Annotated in this window: 23 protein-coding genes; 13 read left to right on the top strand and 10 right to left on the bottom strand. The window is 29.8% G+C overall.

Features of this window, described 5'->3' with window-relative positions; genetic code table 11:
• Nucleotides 1-84: 84 nt before the first annotated feature.
• Genes B4L98_RS08260 through B4L98_RS08270 form a run of 3 tightly spaced genes read right to left on the bottom strand, consistent with a single transcriptional unit; the run spans nucleotide 85 to nucleotide 3469 of the window.
• Nucleotides 85-363, bottom strand: a complete 279-nt coding sequence (locus B4L98_RS08260) for a DUF7683 domain-containing protein (RefSeq protein WP_221854021.1) — start codon at nucleotides 361-363, stop codon at nucleotides 85-87.
• 57 nt (nucleotides 364-420) lie between these two features.
• Nucleotides 421-2886, bottom strand: a complete 2466-nt coding sequence (locus B4L98_RS08265) for a bifunctional UDP-N-acetylmuramoyl-tripeptide:D-alanyl-D-alanine ligase/alanine racemase (RefSeq protein WP_291051321.1) — start codon at nucleotides 2884-2886, stop codon at nucleotides 421-423.
• Nucleotides 2873-3469, bottom strand: coding sequence for a thymidine kinase (locus B4L98_RS08270; protein WP_038336222.1), 597 nt, complete (start codon nucleotides 3467-3469; stop codon nucleotides 2873-2875). The genes B4L98_RS08265 and B4L98_RS08270 overlap by 14 nt, the downstream gene beginning before the upstream one ends.
• Nucleotides 3470-3620: 151 nt before the next feature.
• On the opposite strand from B4L98_RS08270, the gene B4L98_RS08275 reads away from it, so the two are divergent.
• The 6 genes from B4L98_RS08275 to B4L98_RS08300 all read left to right on the top strand — a co-directional run bounded on the left by B4L98_RS08275 (nucleotide 3621) and on the right by B4L98_RS08300 (nucleotide 10701).
• Entirely contained in the window at nucleotides 3621-4592 is a 972-nt protein-coding gene (locus B4L98_RS08275; protein WP_125349122.1) for a hypothetical protein, read from the top strand.
• Nucleotides 4585-5889 carry an MATE family efflux transporter gene (locus tag B4L98_RS08280; protein ID WP_280035022.1) on the top strand — a complete coding sequence of 435 codons (1305 nt, stop codon included), beginning with the start codon at nucleotides 4585-4587 and terminating at the stop codon, nucleotides 5887-5889. Before B4L98_RS08275 ends, B4L98_RS08280 begins: the two co-directional genes overlap by 8 nt.
• Nucleotide 5890: 1 nt before the next feature.
• Nucleotides 5891-6952, top strand: coding sequence for a hypothetical protein (locus tag B4L98_RS08285; protein ID WP_280035024.1), 1062 nt, complete (start codon nucleotides 5891-5893; stop codon nucleotides 6950-6952).
• Between the two features lie 178 nt (nucleotides 6953-7130).
• Nucleotides 7131-8201 carry an O-antigen ligase family protein gene (locus B4L98_RS08290; RefSeq protein WP_291071720.1) on the top strand — a complete coding sequence of 357 codons (1071 nt, stop codon included), beginning with the start codon at nucleotides 7131-7133 and terminating at the stop codon, nucleotides 8199-8201.
• Between the two features lie 3 nt (nucleotides 8202-8204).
• Nucleotides 8205-9293: a glycosyltransferase gene (locus B4L98_RS08295; RefSeq protein ID WP_291071722.1), complete on the top strand. Its 1089-nt coding sequence runs from the start codon at nucleotides 8205-8207 to the stop codon at nucleotides 9291-9293.
• Between the two features lie 13 nt (nucleotides 9294-9306).
• The gene (locus B4L98_RS08300) at nucleotides 9307-10701 is read left to right on the top strand and encodes an exopolysaccharide biosynthesis polyprenyl glycosylphosphotransferase (protein WP_291077982.1); all 1395 of its coding nucleotides are present in this window, start codon (nucleotides 9307-9309) and stop codon (nucleotides 10699-10701) included.
• 81 nt (nucleotides 10702-10782) lie between these two features.
• Here B4L98_RS08300 and B4L98_RS08305 read toward each other — a convergent pair whose 3' ends face one another.
• The gene (locus B4L98_RS08305; protein ID WP_125349128.1) at nucleotides 10783-10971 is read right to left on the bottom strand and encodes a hypothetical protein; all 189 of its coding nucleotides are present in this window, start codon (nucleotides 10969-10971) and stop codon (nucleotides 10783-10785) included.
• Between the two features lie 93 nt (nucleotides 10972-11064).
• Between B4L98_RS08305 and B4L98_RS08310 the strand changes: the two genes are divergently transcribed.
• The gene (locus B4L98_RS08310) at nucleotides 11065-11955 is read left to right on the top strand and encodes a DUF6427 family protein (RefSeq protein WP_291077984.1); all 891 of its coding nucleotides are present in this window, start codon (nucleotides 11065-11067) and stop codon (nucleotides 11953-11955) included.
• Here the strand turns inward: B4L98_RS08310 and B4L98_RS08315 are convergent.
• Complete coding sequence (locus B4L98_RS08315) at nucleotides 11890-12717, bottom strand: UDP-2,3-diacylglucosamine diphosphatase (protein WP_291059859.1); 828 nt, start codon at nucleotides 12715-12717, stop codon at nucleotides 11890-11892. The two genes, B4L98_RS08310 and B4L98_RS08315, sit on opposite strands and share 66 nt — an antisense overlap.
• The gene (queD, locus tag B4L98_RS08320; protein ID WP_291077986.1) at nucleotides 12693-13145 is read right to left on the bottom strand and encodes a 6-carboxytetrahydropterin synthase QueD; all 453 of its coding nucleotides are present in this window, start codon (nucleotides 13143-13145) and stop codon (nucleotides 12693-12695) included. The genes B4L98_RS08315 and queD overlap by 25 nt, the downstream gene beginning before the upstream one ends.
• 34 nt (nucleotides 13146-13179) lie before the next feature.
• On the opposite strand from queD, the gene B4L98_RS08325 reads away from it, so the two are divergent.
• On the top strand, nucleotides 13180-13845 hold the full coding sequence (locus tag B4L98_RS08325) for a ComF family protein (RefSeq protein WP_291077988.1): 666 nt from the start codon (nucleotides 13180-13182) through the stop codon (nucleotides 13843-13845).
• 27 nt (nucleotides 13846-13872) lie between these two features.
• The gene (locus B4L98_RS08330) at nucleotides 13873-15630 is read left to right on the top strand and encodes an Ig-like domain-containing protein (RefSeq protein WP_291077990.1); all 1758 of its coding nucleotides are present in this window, start codon (nucleotides 13873-13875) and stop codon (nucleotides 15628-15630) included.
• 17 nt (nucleotides 15631-15647) lie between these two features.
• Here B4L98_RS08330 and B4L98_RS08335 read toward each other — a convergent pair whose 3' ends face one another.
• From B4L98_RS08335 to radA, 4 genes are all read right to left on the bottom strand, one after another.
• The gene (locus tag B4L98_RS08335; RefSeq protein ID WP_291059861.1) at nucleotides 15648-16178 is read right to left on the bottom strand and encodes a hypothetical protein; all 531 of its coding nucleotides are present in this window, start codon (nucleotides 16176-16178) and stop codon (nucleotides 15648-15650) included.
• 4 nt (nucleotides 16179-16182) lie between these two features.
• Nucleotides 16183-16593, bottom strand: coding sequence for a DUF2752 domain-containing protein (locus B4L98_RS08340; protein ID WP_291059862.1), 411 nt, complete (start codon nucleotides 16591-16593; stop codon nucleotides 16183-16185).
• A 4-nt stretch (nucleotides 16594-16597) separates the two neighbouring features.
• Complete coding sequence (locus B4L98_RS08345; RefSeq protein ID WP_114998540.1) at nucleotides 16598-16975, bottom strand: CD225/dispanin family protein; 378 nt, start codon at nucleotides 16973-16975, stop codon at nucleotides 16598-16600.
• Nucleotides 16976-17052: 77 nt separating this feature from the next.
• Nucleotides 17053-18417, bottom strand: coding sequence for a DNA repair protein RadA (gene radA, locus B4L98_RS08350; protein ID WP_125349136.1), 1365 nt, complete (start codon nucleotides 18415-18417; stop codon nucleotides 17053-17055).
• Between the two features lie 198 nt (nucleotides 18418-18615).
• Between radA and B4L98_RS08355 the strand changes: the two genes are divergently transcribed.
• Genes B4L98_RS08355 through B4L98_RS08370 form a run of 4 tightly spaced genes read left to right on the top strand, consistent with a single transcriptional unit; the run spans nucleotide 18616 to nucleotide 21750 of the window.
• The gene (locus B4L98_RS08355; RefSeq protein WP_291077992.1) at nucleotides 18616-19425 is read left to right on the top strand and encodes a hypothetical protein; all 810 of its coding nucleotides are present in this window, start codon (nucleotides 18616-18618) and stop codon (nucleotides 19423-19425) included.
• Complete coding sequence (locus B4L98_RS08360) at nucleotides 19418-20206, top strand: hypothetical protein (RefSeq protein WP_291077994.1); 789 nt, start codon at nucleotides 19418-19420, stop codon at nucleotides 20204-20206. Before B4L98_RS08355 ends, B4L98_RS08360 begins: the two co-directional genes overlap by 8 nt.
• Nucleotides 20199-20981 carry a hypothetical protein gene (locus tag B4L98_RS08365; RefSeq protein ID WP_291077996.1) on the top strand — a complete coding sequence of 261 codons (783 nt, stop codon included), beginning with the start codon at nucleotides 20199-20201 and terminating at the stop codon, nucleotides 20979-20981. Before B4L98_RS08360 ends, B4L98_RS08365 begins: the two co-directional genes overlap by 8 nt.
• The gene (locus B4L98_RS08370) at nucleotides 20974-21750 is read left to right on the top strand and encodes a hypothetical protein (RefSeq protein WP_291077998.1); all 777 of its coding nucleotides are present in this window, start codon (nucleotides 20974-20976) and stop codon (nucleotides 21748-21750) included. The genes B4L98_RS08365 and B4L98_RS08370 overlap by 8 nt, the downstream gene beginning before the upstream one ends.
• The last annotated feature ends 4 nt before the right edge of the window (nucleotides 21751-21754 follow it).

The following is a 21754-nucleotide window of genomic DNA, read 5'->3' on the forward strand; positions in this document are numbered from 1 at the left end:
TGAAAGCAAAAAGACTGCGCATAAATTGATCTAAATTGAGGAATAAAGATAGCAATTTTGAATCTAAGTTGTAGAATTGTTTAACTATTCTACATTATTTTCATAACAACTTAAATAATATGAAAACTTCGAAAAGTTGGGAGAAAAAGCTTTATTTAGTTTTAGAAAAGGCTTTAGTTTTTCTATTTGTGAAACAGAAAGTGGATATGAATCATAAATTTCTGTTGGATAATCATCCTCATTTAAGATAAAATCATTTAAATAAAAAAGAATCTGTTCAGATGTTATTTCTAATTCGAATTCATTGTTCAGAGAATCGTCAGAATTATTATACTCTTCAATTAATCTAATTATTTTATCCATTTATTTTTTTTAAAATTACAAAAAAAGAGCTACTATTCAGTAACTCTTTTCAATAAATTATTCTTTGTAATAAACGCGTTTTATACGTTGGGAAACCGAAGTTAAGACTTCATAAGGAATTGTTCCTAACCATTCGGTAACGTTAGCTAAAGTTGGCGAGTTTCCAAAAATAGTCACTTCGTCACCTTCTTTACATGGAATATCGGTAACATCAACCATCATCATATCCATACAAATGGTTCCGGTAATTGTAGCCAAATGCCCGTTGATACCTACTTTTCCTTTTCCGTAACCAAGTGAACGACGAATTCCGTCTGCATAACCAACAGGCAAGGTTGCAATTTTGGTATGACGCTCCGCTGTAAAACGACGACCATAGCTTACAGTTTCGCCTTTTTCAATCTCTGAAATCTGAGAAATTACCGTTTTGAAACGCACAACAGGTTTCAAATATTTCTCCATAAAATCGGTATATTCAGAGTAGCCATACATTCCGATTCCTAAACGAACCATGTCATATTGATGTTCTCCATACGCTACAATTCCAGGAGAATTTAACGCATGTTTGATTGGTTTTATGTTTAAAGCAGTTGTAATTGCCGCATAACTATTATCAAAACGTTCTAATTGATATTTCGCATATTCTTCTTCCTCAGGCATATCTGCAGTTGCTAAATGCGTGAAAATTGAGCGAACATAAACATGTGAATTATCTTTTAGAATTGCAATTAATTCTTCGAAATCATCTTCGTGAAAACCAAGACGATTCATACCTGTTTCCATTTTTAGGTGAATTGGATAAGGTGAAGAAATTTGTTTTTCTTGTAGTTTCTGAATGAATAATTTCAAAACACGTAAACTATAGATCTCTGGTTCCAATTGATAATCGATAACAGTAGAGTAACTACTTTGTTCCGGGTTCATGACGATAATTGGAATGGTAATTCCAGCTTCGCGCAATTCTTTTCCTTCATCTGCAATCGCAACGCCTAAGAAATCGACACCGTTATTTTGTAAGGTATTTGCTACCTCAAAACTTCCTGTTCCATAACTATTCGCTTTTACCATGCACATCAATTTTGTGGTAGGTTTTAGCAATGAGCGGTACACATTTATATTTTCGATCAGGTGTTGCAAATTAATTTCAAGAACAGAATCGTTGGAACGTGTTTCTAATTCACTCGAAATTTTTTCTAATTTGAACGGACGAGCGCCTTTTAATAAAATAGCTTCGTTGTCGACGTTTTGATGACGGAACTGCTCTAAGAATTCTTCAGTCGAATTGAATGAACGAACATAGGATTCAAATAAATGTTTGAACTGAGAAATTTTTTCTCCAATTAAAACTATCTCATCAAAATGATAAGGGTTGACTAAATTGGCTGCTTGTTGATATAAATCGTGGTCAGATAAGTTACTTTGTAAAATATCCGTCAACACCAACGATTTTTTGTCGCGTGGTTGTTGATTTAACACATTTAGACCAATTTTTAATGAATTTAGATCAGAATTGAATGTATCATTAATTAAAATTGAATGATTAATCGCTTCTTTAATTTCCAAACGCATTTCGATTGGTAGAAGTTGACTAAATTCGTTTTTAAGTTGTTTATAATCAATATTTAAACTAATTAAAGTCGTTAAGCAAATTAAACTATTTTTAATCGAAGCATCATCGATAAAAGGAATCGAATAGGTGAATTCTTGTTGATTATGTAAAATAGAAATTTGCGTATTAGTCTGATTACTTTGTATTTGCTTGATCTGTACAGTGGCAGAATTGGAGTAACCGTAAGTATATTTATCTGTTTTTGCTAAATGAGCGTTTTCAAGAATAGCTTGATGAACTTTTTCGTTTTCGATATTGAAAACTAATTTATCAACATGAGAAAATAGTTTCAGTTTTTCCTGAATCAATTCATCTTGATTTTTAAAATTCTCTAAATGCGCTTCTCCGATTTTTGTCAACACACCTATTGTTGGTTGAATAATTTCTTCGAGATTTTGCATTTCATTTGGCATCGAAATTCCAGCTTCGAAAATACCCAAATCGTTTTTCTCTTCCATTTGCAAAACAGAAAGTGCTGCTCCAAATTGAGAATTGTAACTTTTTGGACTACGAACAATCGAGAATTTTTTCCATAACAATTGATTCAACCACTCTTTGACAATCGTTTTTCCATTGGAACCGGTAATTCCGATCACAGGAAAATGAAATTGTTTGCGATGAATTTTTGCCCAATTTTGCAAAGCAAGTAGCGGATTTTCAACCTCGATAAAATTTGCATGAGGCAAATTTGTCAACGCTTTTTCTACGACAAAATTTCGAATTCCTCTTTGATAAGCATCTTGCAAAAACAAATGTCCGTCTTTTTGGTTTCCGTGAAAAGCAAAGAAAATTCCGTGAATTGGATTGACAATCATGCGCGAATCAAAGAAAATTTGATTGATGATTTCGTCTCCATTTCCAATCAAAGTACCGTTGATGATACTTGCAATTTGATTTAGATTATAAGTTTTCAACTTTATGTTTGTTATGTTCTTCCCAGAAAGCAACTCGGCTTAATGGTTCATATTCTAGTACTTCGCCAAGTTCTACAAGACGATCACTGTCAATTTTTCGGTGCGAATAATTGGCTAAATTTCCTGTACGAACGCAGATTGCATGCACTTTTGTTACATACTCGGCAGTCGCCATTAAATTGGGCATTGGACCAAAAGGACGACCTTTGAAATCCATATCCAAACCAGCAACAATAACGCGTTTGCCTTCGTTTGCCAATTGATTGGCTACGTCTACAATTCCTTCATCAAAAAATTGTGCTTCATCAATCCCTACCACATCGCAATCATCAGCCAATAATAAAATTGCTGAAGAATACTCAACTGGCGTTGATGTAATAGAATTTTGATTGTGTGAAACGACTTCGCGGTCCGCATAACGCGTATCTATCGTAGGTTTGAAGATTTCGACACGTTGTTTGGCAAATTCGGCACGTTTTAGACGGCGTATAAGTTCTTCGGTTTTACCAGAAAACATTGAGCCACAGATGACTTCTATCCATCCACTTTTTTTGTTATGATTAAAGGTATTTTCGAGGAACATAGTTCAAATAATTTAGATTAAAATATGAGAACAAATTTACGGAATAAATTAGTTGAATGAAGTAAAAAATTAAATGAAGATAGAGATATAAGAAAAGTTAAATAAATGCGTTCTAAACTTTAATGTTATAACAACAACACTTATTTATTTTATGGAAACTCAACAAGAAAATAATAATCAAGAAATTGATTTGGTTTTTTTAGCGAAGAAAATTAAAGGTTTTTTTCTATCAATAGGTTTTTTAATCCTACGATTAATCAACTTTATTATTCGAAACAAAATAATAGTAATTATCTTGTTCATTTTAGGTATATCTCTTGGGGTTTATTTTGATAAAAAATCAAAAAATAATTTTAAAACAGAAGTTGTTGTTGTTCCTAATTTTGAAAGTGTTGATTTACTTTATGCAGAAGTAGAAAATTTTAAATCGAACTTAAATTCGAACAAATCTAAATATGACTTTTTGAATGATGTTGTAGATTTAAGAATAGAATCTATAGAAAATATAAATAGTATTCTTACAGATAAGGATAATTTGGAAATTTTTAAAGTATTAACATCAAATGGACAAGATTTATCTAAAATTTTGAAAAATGAAGAGTTTAAAAAGAATTATAAATATCATTTAATCACGTTGAAAACAAATTCATCGGTGAATTCTCAAAAAATCATTGATTTTTTATTAAATACTATTAATTCTAAACCATATTATAAACAAAGGTCTGCTTTCGCAATTAAAAATCAAACTAATGCTAAACAACAAGCAGAAAAGAGTATTGAACAAATTAATAAGATTCTAGAAAATTTAGGAAATGGAAGTGTTTCTGTTGTTGGTAAAGATTTGAATATTAATAGTTATGATCAATTATCTAATGTAATTGAGATGAAAGATTATTATATGAAAAAATTAGTTGATATTAATACTAAGTTAATTGAGTATAAATCTACTATTTATCCTGTTAATACATCTTTTAACAATAAAATACACCAAAAGATATATGAAAAAATGGTAGTTATTTTACCACTTTTTTTGATTGGTTTCTACTTGTTTTTGTCTTATATCAAATATTTGTATGCGAAGTACAATAATCTATACCAAAAGACAAAAATTACAAATGCTTGAAAAGAGCAAAAATATTATCAAAAACAAGGAAATTAAACAAGGTTTAATCACACTTTTTTTAAGAGGAATTGGTGTATTGACGTTATTTGGTTTTACTATTTTTTTTAATCGAAATTTTGATTCTTCTGTGGTGGGCGATTACGAGTTTACTCGTATGTTTTTACTCGTATCAGGAAGTATTTGTTTGTTCGGCACAGATATCTCTATTTTATATTTCGCAGGAAGATTGAAAAGCGAAGAAAGATTTTATGAACTAAAAAAATTGTATTATAAAATATCAATTCTAAGTTTTCTTTTTTGTTTAATAATAGGACTTATTTTTTTTATTTTTTTTGATTCAACTTTTATTAATTCTTTTTTTGGTTCGGAAAACTCATATAAAATAACATCTTATAGTATATTGTTTTTATTTTTTAATGTTTGGACTCTTTTTAATACGGAGGTTTTGAGAGCTCTTGACCAAATTGTTTGGTCTGAATTATTTCGAAATACATTCAAGTTCTTTCCTGTTATCTTTGGCGCAATCATTTTATATGGAAGTGAAAAAGAGGAAAGTATTGTCTTTTATTATATTTTAGGTTTTGTAATTCTAGGTCTTATTACTTCAGTTTTTGTATTAGTCCTTTTGAGTAAAATTCCGAAATCAAAACATAATTATTCATCAATAACTTATCGCGAAATAATAGATTATTCTTTGCCAATGGGAATAAGTAGCTTTGCAGTTTATTTATTTTCTACAATTGATATTATTATTTTGAGAAACTATTTTTCGAGTTCAGATGTGGCTTTATACGCTTTGGGAATAAAAATAATGGCAATTTTGAGTATGGTAATTTTAAGCATCAATGTTAATCTTTCGCCACAGATAGCTGAACTTTATTTGAAGAATGAGTTAGACGAGTTAAAGAAGGTTTTAAGACATTCGAGTCGATTTATTTTTCTGTTAAGTGTAACAATAGGCTTAATAATTATTTTATTTTCTGATTACATTTTACCAATATTTGGAGCAGAATATATTGCAGCGAAAACAGCTTTATTAATTCTTGTTATTGGACAAATTTTAATTTCAAGTTTAGGAAGTTCGGCTGCTTACTTGAATATGACAGGAAGACCAAAAGTTTTTCGTAGTTTTCTATTGATTGCTTTGCTAATTAATCTTTCCTTGAATTTAATTTTGATTCCTAAATTTGGAATAATAGGAGCGTCTATAACGTATGTTTTAACAATTCTTTTTTGGAACTTATGTGCTGTTATATATATTTACCAAAAGGATAAAATAAAAATTTATATCAATTGAAATGAGAGTTACTCTACAAAAAAATAAGTTAACATTTATACTTCTTTTTTTATTGTCAATTCTTATCGCATTGATAGGAGAGAAAGTATTGCCACAGAAGTTCTTTATAGATGCTAATACAATTGTTTTTGATTATTATAATGAAGCAGGTTTCAAAGGAAGTTATCCGCTTACAATGTCTTTTTATAAATATACTCAGTTAGGTAAATTACCTTTTAATGTAGTAGGTGTTTTTCAGTTGTTTTTTTATTATATTATTTTATTCAAAATAGGTGTACCAAAGGATTTTCATATCCTTACTATAAAAAATATAATTGTTTACTTAGCTTTTTTGATGATAGGAATTTTTATCTCAATGCCTTCAAAAGAGTTTATTACATTTCTATTTATTTCACAAATTGTTTTCTTATTTCAATCTAAAAAAATAGGGTTTGATTTATCACTTTTATATTCTTTTTTAATATTAATAATATTTGGAATATTCTTCAGGTCTTATTTTGCATTAATACCTGTTATATCTATTTTATTATACTTTATTTCGAAAATAAAGTATACAAACAGGACATTCGGAATAATAATAATAAGTGTATTAGTAATAATTCTATTTTCAGCGTTACATTATTTAGCAAAGGGAGAATTTTTTTCTGATTTAGCAAGAAATTCTGTAAATGAAGTTAGACAAGGCTCTGAAGATGCAAACTCTATGATAATTCCTCCATTAGAACCTACAGGATTATTAGCAGAGTTAGTGAATACTTTTTATAGTTTTTTATCAGTTAATTTCCCAATTGTAGAATATAAGCATTTATTATCACCTCGAATTTTTCTATTTATTATTTGGCAGATTTTATTTACAATAATTTTTATAGTTCGTTTTTCGTGGGCCATAAAAGATCCGATAAAGAATAATAGAATATTATGGATATTTTATTTTCTGTTTTCTTATCTAGCAATCCAAAGTGTTTTTGAGCCAGATTTAGGTTCAGCAGTTAGACACAAAATTGGAATTTTACCATTGTTTTATTACGTTTTCTACTATGATAGTTTCTCTAAAAAAGTATAATCAAATTAATCAGTTATTGATTCTACTAATTGCATGTACAATCGTTTTTAGGAGTATTTGTACACCTATTATTATATTTTTTTTAGTGTTTAATTTATTTCATTACAAGTTTGTTAGCATTGAAAAAAAACACTTTAAAGATATTCTTATCATTAGCTCACCGTTATTAATTAGTATATTGTTTTTTTTTAATAATGATACAATTTCAGGAGGATTCAAATCTGTAGAAAAATTATTGACATTAATTATTTTTCCACTTTTTGTATTAACGAATAAAAACTTAAATATCAATTTTATTTTAAATCAATATAGGATTTGGTTTCTCGTTATCTTATTAGGGTTTTTAGTAAGATTTGTTTTAATTTTTCCTGAGAAAATAACGAAATATATTAATGGAATTGATTTGATAGAAATTGGTTATCAATTTGCAATTTCATTAGGCTCGCATGCACCATTACTTAATTTACAGGTTGGATTTTTGAGTGTAGTTCATTTTTATTTTTTGATTCAATCAATTGTAAATAAACAATTTTCTAAAATATTTTTTAATATCATTCTATTTTTCCTTTCATTTTCTTTGGTGCTAATTGTAAATACTCGTATTACGTTATTAGCTGTTATTCTTTGTGTAATTGTTATTTTGATTAGAGAACTTATTTCTTTGTATTCACTAAAGAAAACAATGATTGGTTTATTCTTAGGATTAATGATAACAGCCGCAATAATAGGAGGTTTTGTTAAACTTAATCCCTATATGTACGAGAAATACTCCTCGGTTACTTTTATACATATGGATAAAGTTGGAAAGCTTGATGAAATTAAAAATCCAGAAATTGTAGTGTTTAATGCTTTGGTGACAAGAGTCTCTATTTGGAAAGCATCTGTAGAAGTCGCAAAAGAAAATTTACCTTTTGGAACAGGAGCTGAGATGGGTAAAAAAGAACTTTTTGATTATTATAAAAAGACAAATCAACATTTCTTAGCTAAATACGAATTTCCAGTTCACAATCAATTCTTAGATTTCTCAATAAAATTTGGTGTTATAGGCTTCATAGTTTGTTGTATTTATATATTTTTTCCGTTTTATAAAAGCTTAGATTTACTCGATTTCAAATCACTATTTATTTGTTTTGGAACGTTGTTCTTTATTTCGAATTTAACGGATGATTTTTTAATTCGATTTGATGGAATTGTTTTTAGTGGATTATTTTATTCATTTTTTAGTAGTATTTCAACCTTTAAAAAATAATAAATGAAAAAAGCTATAATTATTGATTGGCTTGATAAATATGGAGGAGCAGAAAGAGTAATCGCAAAACTTAATCAAATTTTTCTTTTTGACGAGGTATATACTTTGACTAATATTATGAAAAAAGAGGAGTTTTTGGAAATTTTTCCTCAAAAAAATATACAAGTTCACGACACTTTTCTTAGAAATTTAAAAAATAAATTTAGATTTCTTTACTTCATTTTCTTTTGGGTAATAAACCGAATGAAAGTTTCTCCAGAAATTGATTATTTTATTTCTTCCTCTCATTCTATAGCAAAAGGTGTTACAAAAACTCGAAAAGACCAAATTCATATAAGTTATTTTCAGGCGAGAAACTCAAATTATATCTGGGACGAAGTAGACTTATATCTTGGTAAAAGTAAATATCTATTCTATCCTTTATTATTGATTCTTAGAAAAATTGATGTTAAACAAGCTCAGAAACCTGATTATATAATTTCTAATTCTAAGTTTGTTCAACAATGGATAAAAAAAACATATAATAGAGAGTCTATTGTAATTTATCCACCCGTTAATTTCGAAAATTTTGAACTTGTAAAACATAAGTCAGATTATTACGTTATTGTAGGTAGAATGGCTTCAATAAAAAGATTTGATGTTGTTATAAAAGCATTTAATCAAAATAAAAAGAAATTAATAGTTATTGGAGATGGAGAAAAGTTAGATGACCTAGTAAAGCTATCTACCTCAGATAATATCCATTTTTTTGGTTTTTTAGAATCACAACAAGTGGGTGAGTATATCAGCAGAGCAAAAGCATTTATACAAGTTGGAGTAGAAGGTTTTGGGATAGCTCCGTTAGAAGCACAAGCATGTGGAACACCAGTTATAGCTTACGCAAAAGGAGGTGTTTTGGAAACTGTAATTGATAGACAAACAGGTGTTTTTTTTAATGAACAAACTGAAAAAAGTTTAGATTTTGCAATAAATGAATTCGAGCAATTACAGTTTGATCAGACTTTAATGAGGAATCATGCATTAAGTTTTTCTCAAGAAGTTTTCGAGAAAAAAATGAGAGATTTCGTAGAATCAATAATAAAAAAAGTATAACGTAAATTTTATAATGGGTAATCTTAATAAATTTAACTTTTCAATAAAGATAGGATTTTATATTTTAGATGCATTGATTATTTTTTTTGGTTTACTTTTTTTTATTTGTAATCAATATCAATATTTTTATCATACTAAGTTAGCTAGACTTCCTTATTTTTCTGAATTACTCGACGCTCATTACAAAGCAATTTTACTATTATTATTCGCTTGGTTTGTTATTTCAGATTATGTAAAACTTTATTCTATAAAAAGAGTCAATTTTCTTAGAGAAATTCTTCGAAAAATAGTGTTGCAAACATTTTTCTTTTGTTTGATTATTTTTACAATTTCTGGAATAAAAAAAGAGGAACTATTAGCGAATCAGTTAATTGTTTATTTTGTTTTCATTTTATTTGCTTATCTAATCTTTACACGATTACTTGTATTTTTGGTTAGTCGCTATAATTTTCAAAAGGGCAATGACGTAAAGAATGTTATTGTTTTGGGAGAGAATAGTAATACACCACGTTTTAAATCGATTATAGAGAATAGAAAACATTATGGCTATAGAATTATCAAAACAAATAATATTATTGATAATGATTCATTAGAAACAGTTTTATTATCAAATAAAGTTAAAGAAATATTTATATCTCAATTAGGATTACCTATATCATTACAAGAACAAAGTATTGTTAACTTTTGCGAAGATCATCATATAAAAGTAAGCTATATACCTTATTCGTTGAACACGGAATTAATAAGTTTAGATGTTGTATACATTGATACTTTACCAATTTTTAGATTTAAAAAATTTCCTCTAGAAAAAGCGGAAAATAAATTGATCAAATCCTTATTTGATGTTATCATTTCTTGTTTTGTTTTAATTTTTATAATGAGTTGGTTGTTTCCGATAATTGCAATTTTAATTAGGTTAGATTCGAAAGGGCCAATATTTTTTAAACAAAAGAGAAGAGGAATCAATGGAGTAGAGTTTGACTGCTATAAATTTAGAACAATGCGTAATGATGGAACAAATTCCATTAAAGCTACAGTAGTTAACGATAATAGAATTACAAAAATTGGAAAGTTTCTTCGTAAAGCAAGTTTAGATGAATTGCCGCAATTTTTTAATGTACTGAACGGAGATATGTCTATTGTAGGTCCACGGCCACACATGATATCACAAGATATACATTACAGTGAAATTATAAGAAAATATAATCTTAGAAATTATGTCAAACCAGGTATTACAGGTTTAGCACAAGTAAAAGGTTATCGTGGAGCTATAGATTGTGATAAAGATATGGAAGATCGTATACGAACGGATATCTTTTACGTACGTAATTGGTCACTTCTTTTAGATTTACAGATTATTTATCAAACGATAGGTTTAATAATAAAAGGAGATAAAAATGCTATATAAAAGATAAAAAAACCTCTTATAAAATTTATAAGAGGTTTCTCGAATTAATTCGAAAATATATTTTATACAATATAAGATAAATTATCTTTCGTATCTTTTTTCATTTTCGGTTCCAAAGCTAGCGATTTTATATAACCACCATCCCATCAATGCGCATCCGATGAATGTAAATAACCATCCAAAGATAACACCAATTGGAGATAATAAGTTTTCAAAAGTCCATTTGAAAATATCACCAATCGCAAAAAATAAATCAGTTATAACTCCCATATTCTAGTTTATTGCTTAATTTGCATCAAAGTTAATAAAATGTTGGTTAATCTACTTGACAAAAGGAATTTTTTTATACAGATTTTTATCATTGTGCTGTTTACATTGCTTGGAGCAACGAATTTTAACAGTATTGATCTGAGTAATTTAGAAAAATTAGGGGTAATCCTGACGATTTTGACGATTGCTTTTGTGGGGTATATCGACAATACAAATGATTTAATTTCGACTTCTTCCTACCCAACTTTTACTTACATTTTGTGGATAATGCCTTTTATTTCAGGTTTATCAGATTATAGAATTGCTGGAAGTTTGTTGCTTGTGACTTATGTAACAGTGCAATTACTCTATTTTGAGTCCGAAAAAAACGATACGTACAATGCTTTTGATATAGGCGTTTTTATGAGTTTTGCAATACTATTAAGTCCGCCACTTATTTTCTTAGGAATTGTAGTTTTTACTTATTTCTTGACTTTAAGAGTTGTAGAACCAAAAATTCCTATTCTAGGTTTTCTAGGATTTATTCTTCCAATATTAATCGTTGCTCAAGTTAGTTTTCTGCTCGATTATTACTTTATGTTCGATTTTTATAAAGAACAATTAATGTTTACAATGGTTCATTTCGAATGGAAACAATTGTTTTTAGTTCCAATTGCAATTATTCTAATTTATTCAATTATCAATCATTTCAAGAATGTGAATAAATTGACAGCGCAAAAGAAACGAATCTTTTTGTTGATGCATTTTATGTTTGGAACAATGCTGATTACGTATATTCTTTACGGAGGAAATAATGACGCTTATCTTGCCTTCTTAGGTTTTAGCATAATGTTGATGTTAACAAGATATTTTAGCGAAAGCAAACCCAAAATAGAATGGCTAAAAGAGGCATTTCTTTGGGTTTTTATGATTTGCTTGCTAATCTATAATTTTTATGATAGAATCCCGAGATTCTTCTCCTTGATTACGGAGGTAAGTTTTTAATTCGAATTCTTTTCCATCAAAAATACCATAAGTAAAGTAGTTAATCCAATCACCAAGATTGATATGACGCGCTTTGCCTATAGCAATTTCCATTGGTAAATGTCGATGTCCATAAATTAGATAATCGTAGTATTTTCGATGCAATTGTTTGCGGCTATACATGATTAACCATTCGTTGTCAACGCCCAAAAAATTAACATCTTCATCACCCGAAATCATTTTATTTTTTCGAGAAACTGTAATTCCTAACCACATTGCCAAATCCGGGTGAAGTAGATAAAAAAGAAATTGACAAACTTTGTTCGTAAAGACCTTTTTCATGCGTTTATAACCTTTATCTCCAGGACCTTTTCCATCGCCATGAACAATAAAAAATTCTTTTCCATTGATGATAAAATCCTGTTTATCTCGAAAAACAATCGCATTGATTTGTTCTTCCAAATAATCTTTCATCCATAAATCATGGTTTCCGACAAAGAAATAAATAGGAATTCCACGATCAGAAATTTCGGCTAATTTTCCTAAAATACGCACAAATCCTTTCGGAACAACGTGTTTATATTCGAACCAAAAATCGAATAAATCGCCAATCAAAAACAAAACACCACAATCGTCTTTTATTTCGTCAAGCCATTTTACAAACAATTTTTCGCGCACCAAACTATCTTTTTCATTCGGAGCACCAAAATGATGATCCGAAGAAAAATAGGCTTTTTTACCAGCTTCTAACTGAATGTTTATTGGTTGTCCTCCGCTAACCATTCTGCATAAGAATTTTCAGTTTCGTGTAATTTCAAAGCAACCAAATCGATATTCGTTGGTAAAAGAGGCTTGATTTTATCCACAATCCACAAAATCATATTTTCAGCAGATGGTTGATAATCTGTAAAAACAACATTGTGTCCTTCTGCTAATAATTTTTCTCCCAATGTTTTGTGAGGCGAATTTTCGTTCAATAAAATTGCGTGATCAAAAAGATTAACAATTTCTTTGTTCACAATTTTTTTCAAATCCCCAAAATCCATCACCATTCCAAGTTTCACATCGTTGCTGTCCTCAGAAGGCGTTCCTTTCACAGTTACAAATAATTTGTACGAATGTCCATGTATATTTTTACACTTTCCGTCATAACCATGCAAAGCATGTGCAGTTTCGAACGTAAAAGCTTTTGTAAGTCGAATGATTTTCATTAAATTTAGTACTAAACTTTAATTTGCAAAGGTAATGGAAATCAAAACAATCGTAAATTCTTTGGTTGATTTATTTTTTCCGATGCGTTGTTTGGATTGTCAAGACGTCATTCAACCTTCGCAATTTCTGTGTGTTTCGTGCTCAACCAAACTTGTTTTTACGCATTTTAATTTTGATCAAAATAATCGCGCTTATGATAAATTGAGAAATTTTTGCGAGGTGGAAAATGCTTTTTCTTTGTTAGAATTTAAACATCATAACACAACGCAAGCCATTTTACATGAAATGAAATATAGGAATCGCCCAGAAATTGGAATTGATTTAGCGCAGATGATTAAGTTTGATTTGAGTGATTATGACGGAATTATTCCGATTCCTTTGCATCCAAAAAGATTGAAAACAAGAGGCTACAATCAAGTCGAAGATTTTGCGCTCGCGTTGGCTGAAATTAATCAAATCAATTATTTTTCGAACGGATTAATTAGAACAAAATACAATTCTTCTCAAGTAAATGAAGACAAAAAACATCGATTAGAAAATTTGAAAGATGCGTTTGAAATCAATCCAAATCTTAAACCTGGACATTATATATTGATTGATGATGTGTTAACAACTGGCGCAACGATTGCATCAGCAATAAAAAAGTTTAATCTTTCTCAAAATTTTAAGATAAGTGTAATTACCATTGCTTGTGCTTAATAACAAGCTTTTTCTTAACTTGCGCCCATGAATAAGACGACACGTTTTTCGCTTTTGATGTTAACCATTTTGACGGTTATTTCTTGTGCAAGACAAGGTTCACCAACGGGAGGACCTAAAGATGAAACTCCGCCAGTTTTCCTAAAAGCTGATCCAGATACGTTGGCAACAAATGTAGATGTCAATTTGCAAGAGGCAATAATCAACTTTGATGAGTATATTCTTCTAAAAGAGTACAGCAAAAATGTGGTTGTTTCGCCATCGTTTCAAATTCCGCCAATTGTGACGCCGCAAGCTTTAGCGAAGAAAAATATTTCGATTAAATTTCAAGAACCATTGTTACCAAACACGACGTATAGTTTCAATTTTGGTGATGCGATTCAAGATTTTAACGAAAATAATAAGTTGTCAAACTTTCAATATGTTTTTTCGACAGGTAGTTTTATTGATTCGTTGAAGGTGACAGGTCGAGTAAATGCGTCTTATGATTTCAAGTTACCAGAGAAGATATTGGTTGGGCTATATAAAGTAGACAGTGCTTACAAAGACAGCATTATTCTGCAAAAGAAACCATATTATATTGCGAGAGCCAATGATAAAGGAGAATATCAATTAAATTATTTGGCTTCGGGCAAATATAAATTGATTGCTTTTGAGGATAAGGTAGAAAATGTGATGTACGATTATGGGAAAGAGCGTTTGGCTTTTTATAACGAACCAATTGAGTTGAATGCGAATCAACAAATCAACTTGAATTTATTCAATCAAAAACCAGCTTATCGTAAACCCGAAGCGAGTTTTAAACAAGAAGGTTTAATTGTTTTTAAAACGACTGGCGCAACGGATGATGTAACGATAACTCCGGTTGGAAAAGAATTTAAAACAGCTTATATTCAGAAGTTTCCAAAACAAGATTCGATTAATTTTTGGTTCAATCCAAAGGTGGATACAATTGTAGGAAGAAGTGCAAAATTGAATTTCAAGGTTCAACATAAAGATCAAATTGATGAAGTAAGTGCATTATATTCAAAATCGAATACAGAACGAAAATTAGAATTTAAAGCATTAAATGATCAAAAATTACCACCAAATAAACCATTTAAAATTCAGGCAAATGCACCAATAAAATCATTGGATTTATCTAAAATTTATGTGTTTAAAGATACAGTTTCAATTCCATTCAAAGTTTCGATTGATACAGTGAATGCTCAGAACTTGAATTTTGCTTTTGAGAAAAATTTAGACGAAAAATTTGAAGTTAATATTTATCCAAATGCGTTGACAGATGTGTTAGGAGAGAAGAATGATACGCTTGCTTATCCAATAAAAATGGGAACGAGAGGCGATTTTGGACATTTGAAATTAACACTACAAAATACTCCAAGCAAACCATTTATCCTACAGTTTTTAAAGACTGATAAAGATTTTACAGTAATTGAAGAAATTTATAATCCAGCAAATAAAAACTATTTTGAGTTCAATTTTATTGAGCCAGGAGAATATTTGTTCCGTTTATTGGTTGATGAAAACGAAAATGGAAAATGGGATACAGGCGATTATTTATCAGGTAAACAACCCGAACCAATTTATTTGTATCCAGAGCCAATCAAAATTAGAGCGATGTGGGATGCGACCGAAACATGGGTTTTAGGAGAGACAAATCAACCAGTTTCTTTACCAAATGATAACAAAGATTCGGACAAAAATAGAATACGTCGAGGAGAATTGAAAGAAGGCGAGGAGCGTCAAAATCCACGAACAACAAATAAGAAATCAGAGGAATAGTTCTCTGATTTTTTTATTTAATCAATTCGCAAATCTTTTGTAATACTTGCATATGGTTGTATATCATAAACAGGACAGCCTATTCTGTCCAAAATAATACTTCCTACAATTAAATAAACTTGATATCGATTTTTAGGTAAATTATTATCAAAAAGATGTTTACAATTTGTAATTAATATTGCATTGATAAATTCTTCAACAGTAAGATTTTCCCATTTTATAAAATGATAATCTAAGAAAACATATTTTAATAGATTCGTGAAATTTTTAATTTTTAGATTTAAAAAATCACTTAACTTTTGGAAGTTATTTACTTGTAAGTAATTAGATATTTTATCCGTTAGTTGAATATGATGTCCAAAGTAATTTTGAAACGTTATGTAAAGTGAATTAAATTCTTCTTTGTTTTCGGAAGTAACATCAATCATTTGACAAATTAGGTTTGAAATTTCCCCAACTCGACTTACTTTTTGAATATCTTCATCTTTAAAATGAATTTTGAAATGATTTTCAAATTCCATGATTAATTCAACATTATCTAATCCCATATTTCTAACTTTCTGGAGCCAAATATATAAAAGGTGAAAGAGGAATATTTCTTAAAATAGAATAAATCAAAAGGAAGATTAAGAAATTTCGCGCAAAACTTGCGGGAAGATGTAATTTGCCTGACATTGGTTTGCCTAAAAAAATATTTCCAACAATAGCATAATACAATTGTATACAAATGTAAAGTGCAAATGGTAAAATAAGATTGTAGCGTAACGATTGTAAAAAATGTCCGTGAACTAGCAAGGAAAAAGCACGTTGACCGCCGCAGCCAGGACACCATAATCCTGTTATTTCATGAAATATACATTTGATAGAAAACGGACTTTGGTTGCTGTAATAACTATAAAAATAGACGATTACCAAAATAGGCAAAAGCGTAGCTAATCCATAAACCAAAATCCGTTTTATCATATGATTAATTTCCGTTAGAGCTTTCTAAAATACTTTTATATTGCTCCATATAAGCATCCATACCTCCTGTAATTAACATCACAACATTTATAATAACACCAATTACGCCTAAACCAATTGCAACATAAGCTAATAATTTAGAATTCTTAGCTGCTTGTTCAGCACCTGTATAATCGCCAATATTGTGTTTTGTATTCACTTGATTTGCAAAAACAATTGCAATAATACCCACAATAGTACCGATGCAACAAGGAGAACAAAGCCCTAAAACAGTACCAATGATTGCTAAAACAAGGTTGTTTTCTGGTTTTGGTTTAATTTCTTCAAAAGAAGATTGTTGTGGTTGATTAAAATCTTGAGTAGATTGGTTAGAATAATCCATAATTAGAGTGTTTTTAGTTTCGAATAAAAATAGAAAAAATAATGTATAAATCAAGTGTTTATAAAATATTTAATATTCTATTGAAATAACATTCGATATAAATCTTCAACTTTAGATATTCTAACGATTCGAATTCCAAAATCTGTATCTTTTATTTTATTGTATTTTGAAACAAAAATTGCATCAAAACCTAATTTTTCAGCTTCGGTAATGCGTTGTTCAACACGATTTACAGCTCTTATTTCTCCACTCAACCCAACCTCTCCAGCAAAACAACAATTATCAGGAACAGCAGAATCTTCGCTTGACGAAAGAATTGCCGCAATAACAGCTAAATCAATTGCAGGATCATCCACTCGAATTCCGCCTGTAATATTCAAGAAAACATCTTTCATATTCAGTCTGAACCCAGCACGTTTTTCTAAAACTGCCAACAACATATTCAATCGTTTGGCATCAAAACCAGTAGCAGTACGTTGTGGAGTTCCATAAACAGCAGTAGAAACTAAAGCTTGAATTTCAATCAACATCGGGCGAACACCTTCCAAAGTTGCTGCAATTGCATTTCCGCTTAGTAATTCATCTTTTTTGGTAATTAATACTTCTGACGGATTTGTGACTTCACGCAAACCAGCTCCTTGCATTTCATAAATTCCGATTTCTGCAGTCGAGCCAAAACGGTTTTTGTTTGCACGTAAAATTCGGTAAATATGGTTGCGATCGCCTTCAAATTGCAACACAACATCTACCATATGTTCCAAAATTTTTGGTCCAGCAATTACACCTTCTTTCGTAATATGACCAATTAAAATAATCGGTGTGTTGGTTTCTTTTGCGTATTGAATCAGCTCAAAAGTTGTTTCTCGAATTTGCGAAATACTTCCTGGAGATGATTCTACATAAGTGGTTTGAAGCGTTTGTACAGAATCGACAACAATCAGTTGAGGTTGAATTTCTTTGGCATGCGCAAATATTTTTTGCGTATTAGTTTCGGGTAAAATAAAACATTGATCCGATTCAATTCCGATTCGTTCGGCACGAAGTTTTACTTGCGAAACAGATTCTTCTCCAGATACATATAAGATTTTAATCGTATCTAACTTTAAGGCAACTTGCAACATCAATGTCGATTTTCCAACACCAGGTTCTCCACCAACCAAAATCACTGATCCAGGAACAATTCCGCCTCCTAAAACCCTATCTAATTCTTGGTTTTTCGTTGAAATTCTTATTTCTCCTAATGGATTTATTTCGCGAATATTCAGGGCAAAAGTTTTTTCTTTTTTGTCCGATTTATCTTTCCACGATTTTTTTTCGTCGCCTTTGTCTACAATTTCTTCAACAATGGTATTCCATTCGCCACAACTTTTGCATTGTCCCATCCATTGCGCGGTTTGCGTGCCACAGTTTTGGCAGAAATATGTAGTTTTTGTTTTAGCCATAGTTTCAAATTTAGACAAAAATAATGTTTTATCGCGACAAGATATGGAGTTATAAGTGTGAAAAATTTTAATACAACAACTAAAAAACGTTAATAATAATTTACTTTTTTAACAAATTATCAACTTTAGATAAAGTTGAGTTAAATATTGATTTTCAATCATTTTCTCGATTATTTTTAATCATGTTTTAAAATGCCAATGAAAAGAACTTTACTTCTTAGCTTTTTTTATATTTTTTGTATTTCTGTCTATGCACAATCGACTTTAATTTCGGGAAAAATTATGGTGGATAATGCGGATGAAATCGTTAATCTAGATGATTTTGTAATCGAAAATCTAACATCAAACGCACGAACAAAATCAAATGAAAAAGGTCTTTTTTCGATTCGAGTTCAGCCAAATGATGTTTTACTTTTTAAACAAATTGGGATCGAAGAACGTCAACTTAAAGTCTCCGAATCAATGATTAGAAAAGGTTTTATTGAAGTTCATGTAAATGTTGAAGTGATAGAATTATCTGAAACAAAAATAAAACCACTAAAAAAGGATTGGAAAGAAAACATTAGTAAAGAAGAAACGCAAAGTGAAAAAATCAATAAAAGTTTAGGCATTAATGAGGATTTTAAAAATGATATGATAAAATACGCTAAGACAGTTGATTATCTTAGGGTATTTGGTGTCGCGATTCGGTACGAGAATGTTATGGCTTTATTAGATCAAGTCTCGGATAAGGATGTACAACGATATAAATATTTCCTAAAAAAGAAGAATGTTGATAAATATGATAAAATCTTCCTGCTCAAAGATTATTTTACCGAATATTATTTTGAGCATGATTTGAAAATTCCGAAAGGAAATATTCTTGATTTTATTCATTATTGCTTTGTTGAGTTTAAGTTAGAACCACTTTTAAAAGCAAATAATTACGATCAAATTACTTTGATTTTCGAAGAACAATCACCAAATTATCTTTCAATTATCAATCAAAAACCAATCGAACATGAGTAGAATTTTATTCTTTTTATTAATCATTTCATCAAGTTATCTTCAAGCACAAAGCACTTTAATTACGGGAAAAATTATTGTGGATGATGCAGAAGAAGTTATTGATTTGGAAGGAACTTCGATTGAAAATTTAACGACAAAAGCTAAAACAAAAGCAAATAATGTTGGTTTATTTTCGATCAATGTGAATTTGAATGATGAATTGTTAATCAAACATACGGGAATTGAAGAAAGAAGATTGAAAATTTCGGAAAGCATGATTAAGAAAGGTTTTGTGACGATTCACGTAAATATTGAAGTGATTGAATTGAAAGAAGCAAATATCTCGAAATTGGATAAAAATTCGCTCAAAAATTTGGGAAAAGAAAAATCATTTCAAGAAAAATTGAATGATGAAGCGGGTTTTACTTCTCTAGAATTTAAAGCGGAACTGAATCTTAAACATGATGAGGAAAGAGTGAATAGAACGATTAAACAAGTTGGTGGAGTTAATTTGCTTGGGTTGTTAAATGTGTTCAAAAGTCCAAAAAAGCGAATGAAAAATCCAGTTCTGATAAAAGTTGTGAAAGAAGATCAATTGTCGGCGTTGCATAAATTTTTTACGACTTATTATTTTGTGAATGATTTGAAAATTCCAGAAGGAAAAATAAACGAGTTTTTGGATTATTGTTATTCAAATTTTGATTTTCCGAAATTGTTACGAGATAATAATTTTGATGAAATTCTTTTTGTAATTGAAGAACAAGCGCCGATTTATTTAGCAAAAATGAAGAAAAATGAGTAGAATAAAATACATTATATTATTGAATTTGTTGAGCGTTTTTACATTTGCGCAGACGACTTTGATTACCGGAAAAGTGGTGATTGATGATGGAGTTGCTGGGCAAGATGCGGTTGACAATATTTTGGTGACAAACGAATCGACGAATGCGAAAGCGTTTACAAATGCGAACGGAATGTTTTCGATTAAGGCGTCTGTTGGAGATGAATTGATTTTTACGCACGACTTTTATATCGAACGAAAAATCAAAATTACATTGGATATTTTAGCAAAAGGAATGTTGACGATTCATTTGAATATTGAAACGATTGAACTTGCTGAAGCGCGAATTAATACGTTAGACAGGAACTTTAAGAACAATATCAAGCTCAAATATGACCAAGTTGATGAAATGTACAAACAGTTGAATTTGGGAATTGATCCGAATTTGCGCTTCAGAAAAATCGATCCTAATGCGACATCAAATATTGGAAGTTTTGGATTATTGAATCCTGCGGCTTGGATTACTGCGATTTCAGGCCAACGTAAGCGAGAAAAAAATCAATACGAATATTTCAAAAAAGAAGATAGAATCAAAGATTTGGAGAATTATTTTACATCAAATTATTTCATCGAAACGTTGAATATTCCAGAAAATAAAGTCAGTGAATATGTAAAGTATTGTTATATTAATTTTGAATTAGATAAATTGGTCACAGCAAATAATTACGACAAAATTACTCAGATTCTAGAGGAACAAGCGCCGATTTATTTGTCAAAAATCCAAAAGAATGAATAAAATTTTATACGTTATAATTTTCGGTTTGATAAGCACTTTTTCTTTTGCGCAAACAACTTTGATTACTGGAAAAGTGGTGATTGACGATGGCGTTGTTGGACAAGATGCTGTGGATCATATTTTGATTATGAATGAAATGACTAACGCCAGAGTTTTGACAAACGAAAATGGAATGTTCTCGATCAAAGCGTCTGTTGGAGATGAATTGGTGATCACACATGATTTTTATATCGAACGAAAAATAAAAATCACATCGGATATTTTAGTAAAAGGAATGTTGACGATTCACTTGAATATTGAAACGATTGAACTTGCCGAGGCGCGAATTAATACGTTAGACAAAAATTTTAAGAATAACATCAAGTTAGAACATGGAAAAGTTGATGAATTGTATGATAATTTGAACTTGGGTTTTGATCCAAATTTGCGTTTCCGAAAGATAAATCCTAACATGACTTCTACAATTAATAATAATGGATTGTTGGATCCTTCTTTGTGGATAGCATCTATTTCTGGACAAAAGAAAAAAGATAAAAAACAAAACGAATATTTCAAAAAGGTAGATAAAATCAAAGATTTAGAGAATTATTTTACCTCAAATTATTTCATCGAAAGTTTAAATATTCCAGAAAATAAAGTCACCGATTATGTGCGATATTGTTATGCGAATTTTGAATTAGAGAAACTCGTAAAAGAAAACAAATACGATAAAATCACAGAAATTTTAGAGGAACAAGCACCTAAATATTTGGAAATGATAAAGAAATAAAATG

The organism is Empedobacter sp. UBA5528 (assembly GCF_002426075.1).
Classification (GTDB): Bacteria; Bacteroidota; Bacteroidia; order Flavobacteriales; family Weeksellaceae; genus Empedobacter; species Empedobacter falsenii_B.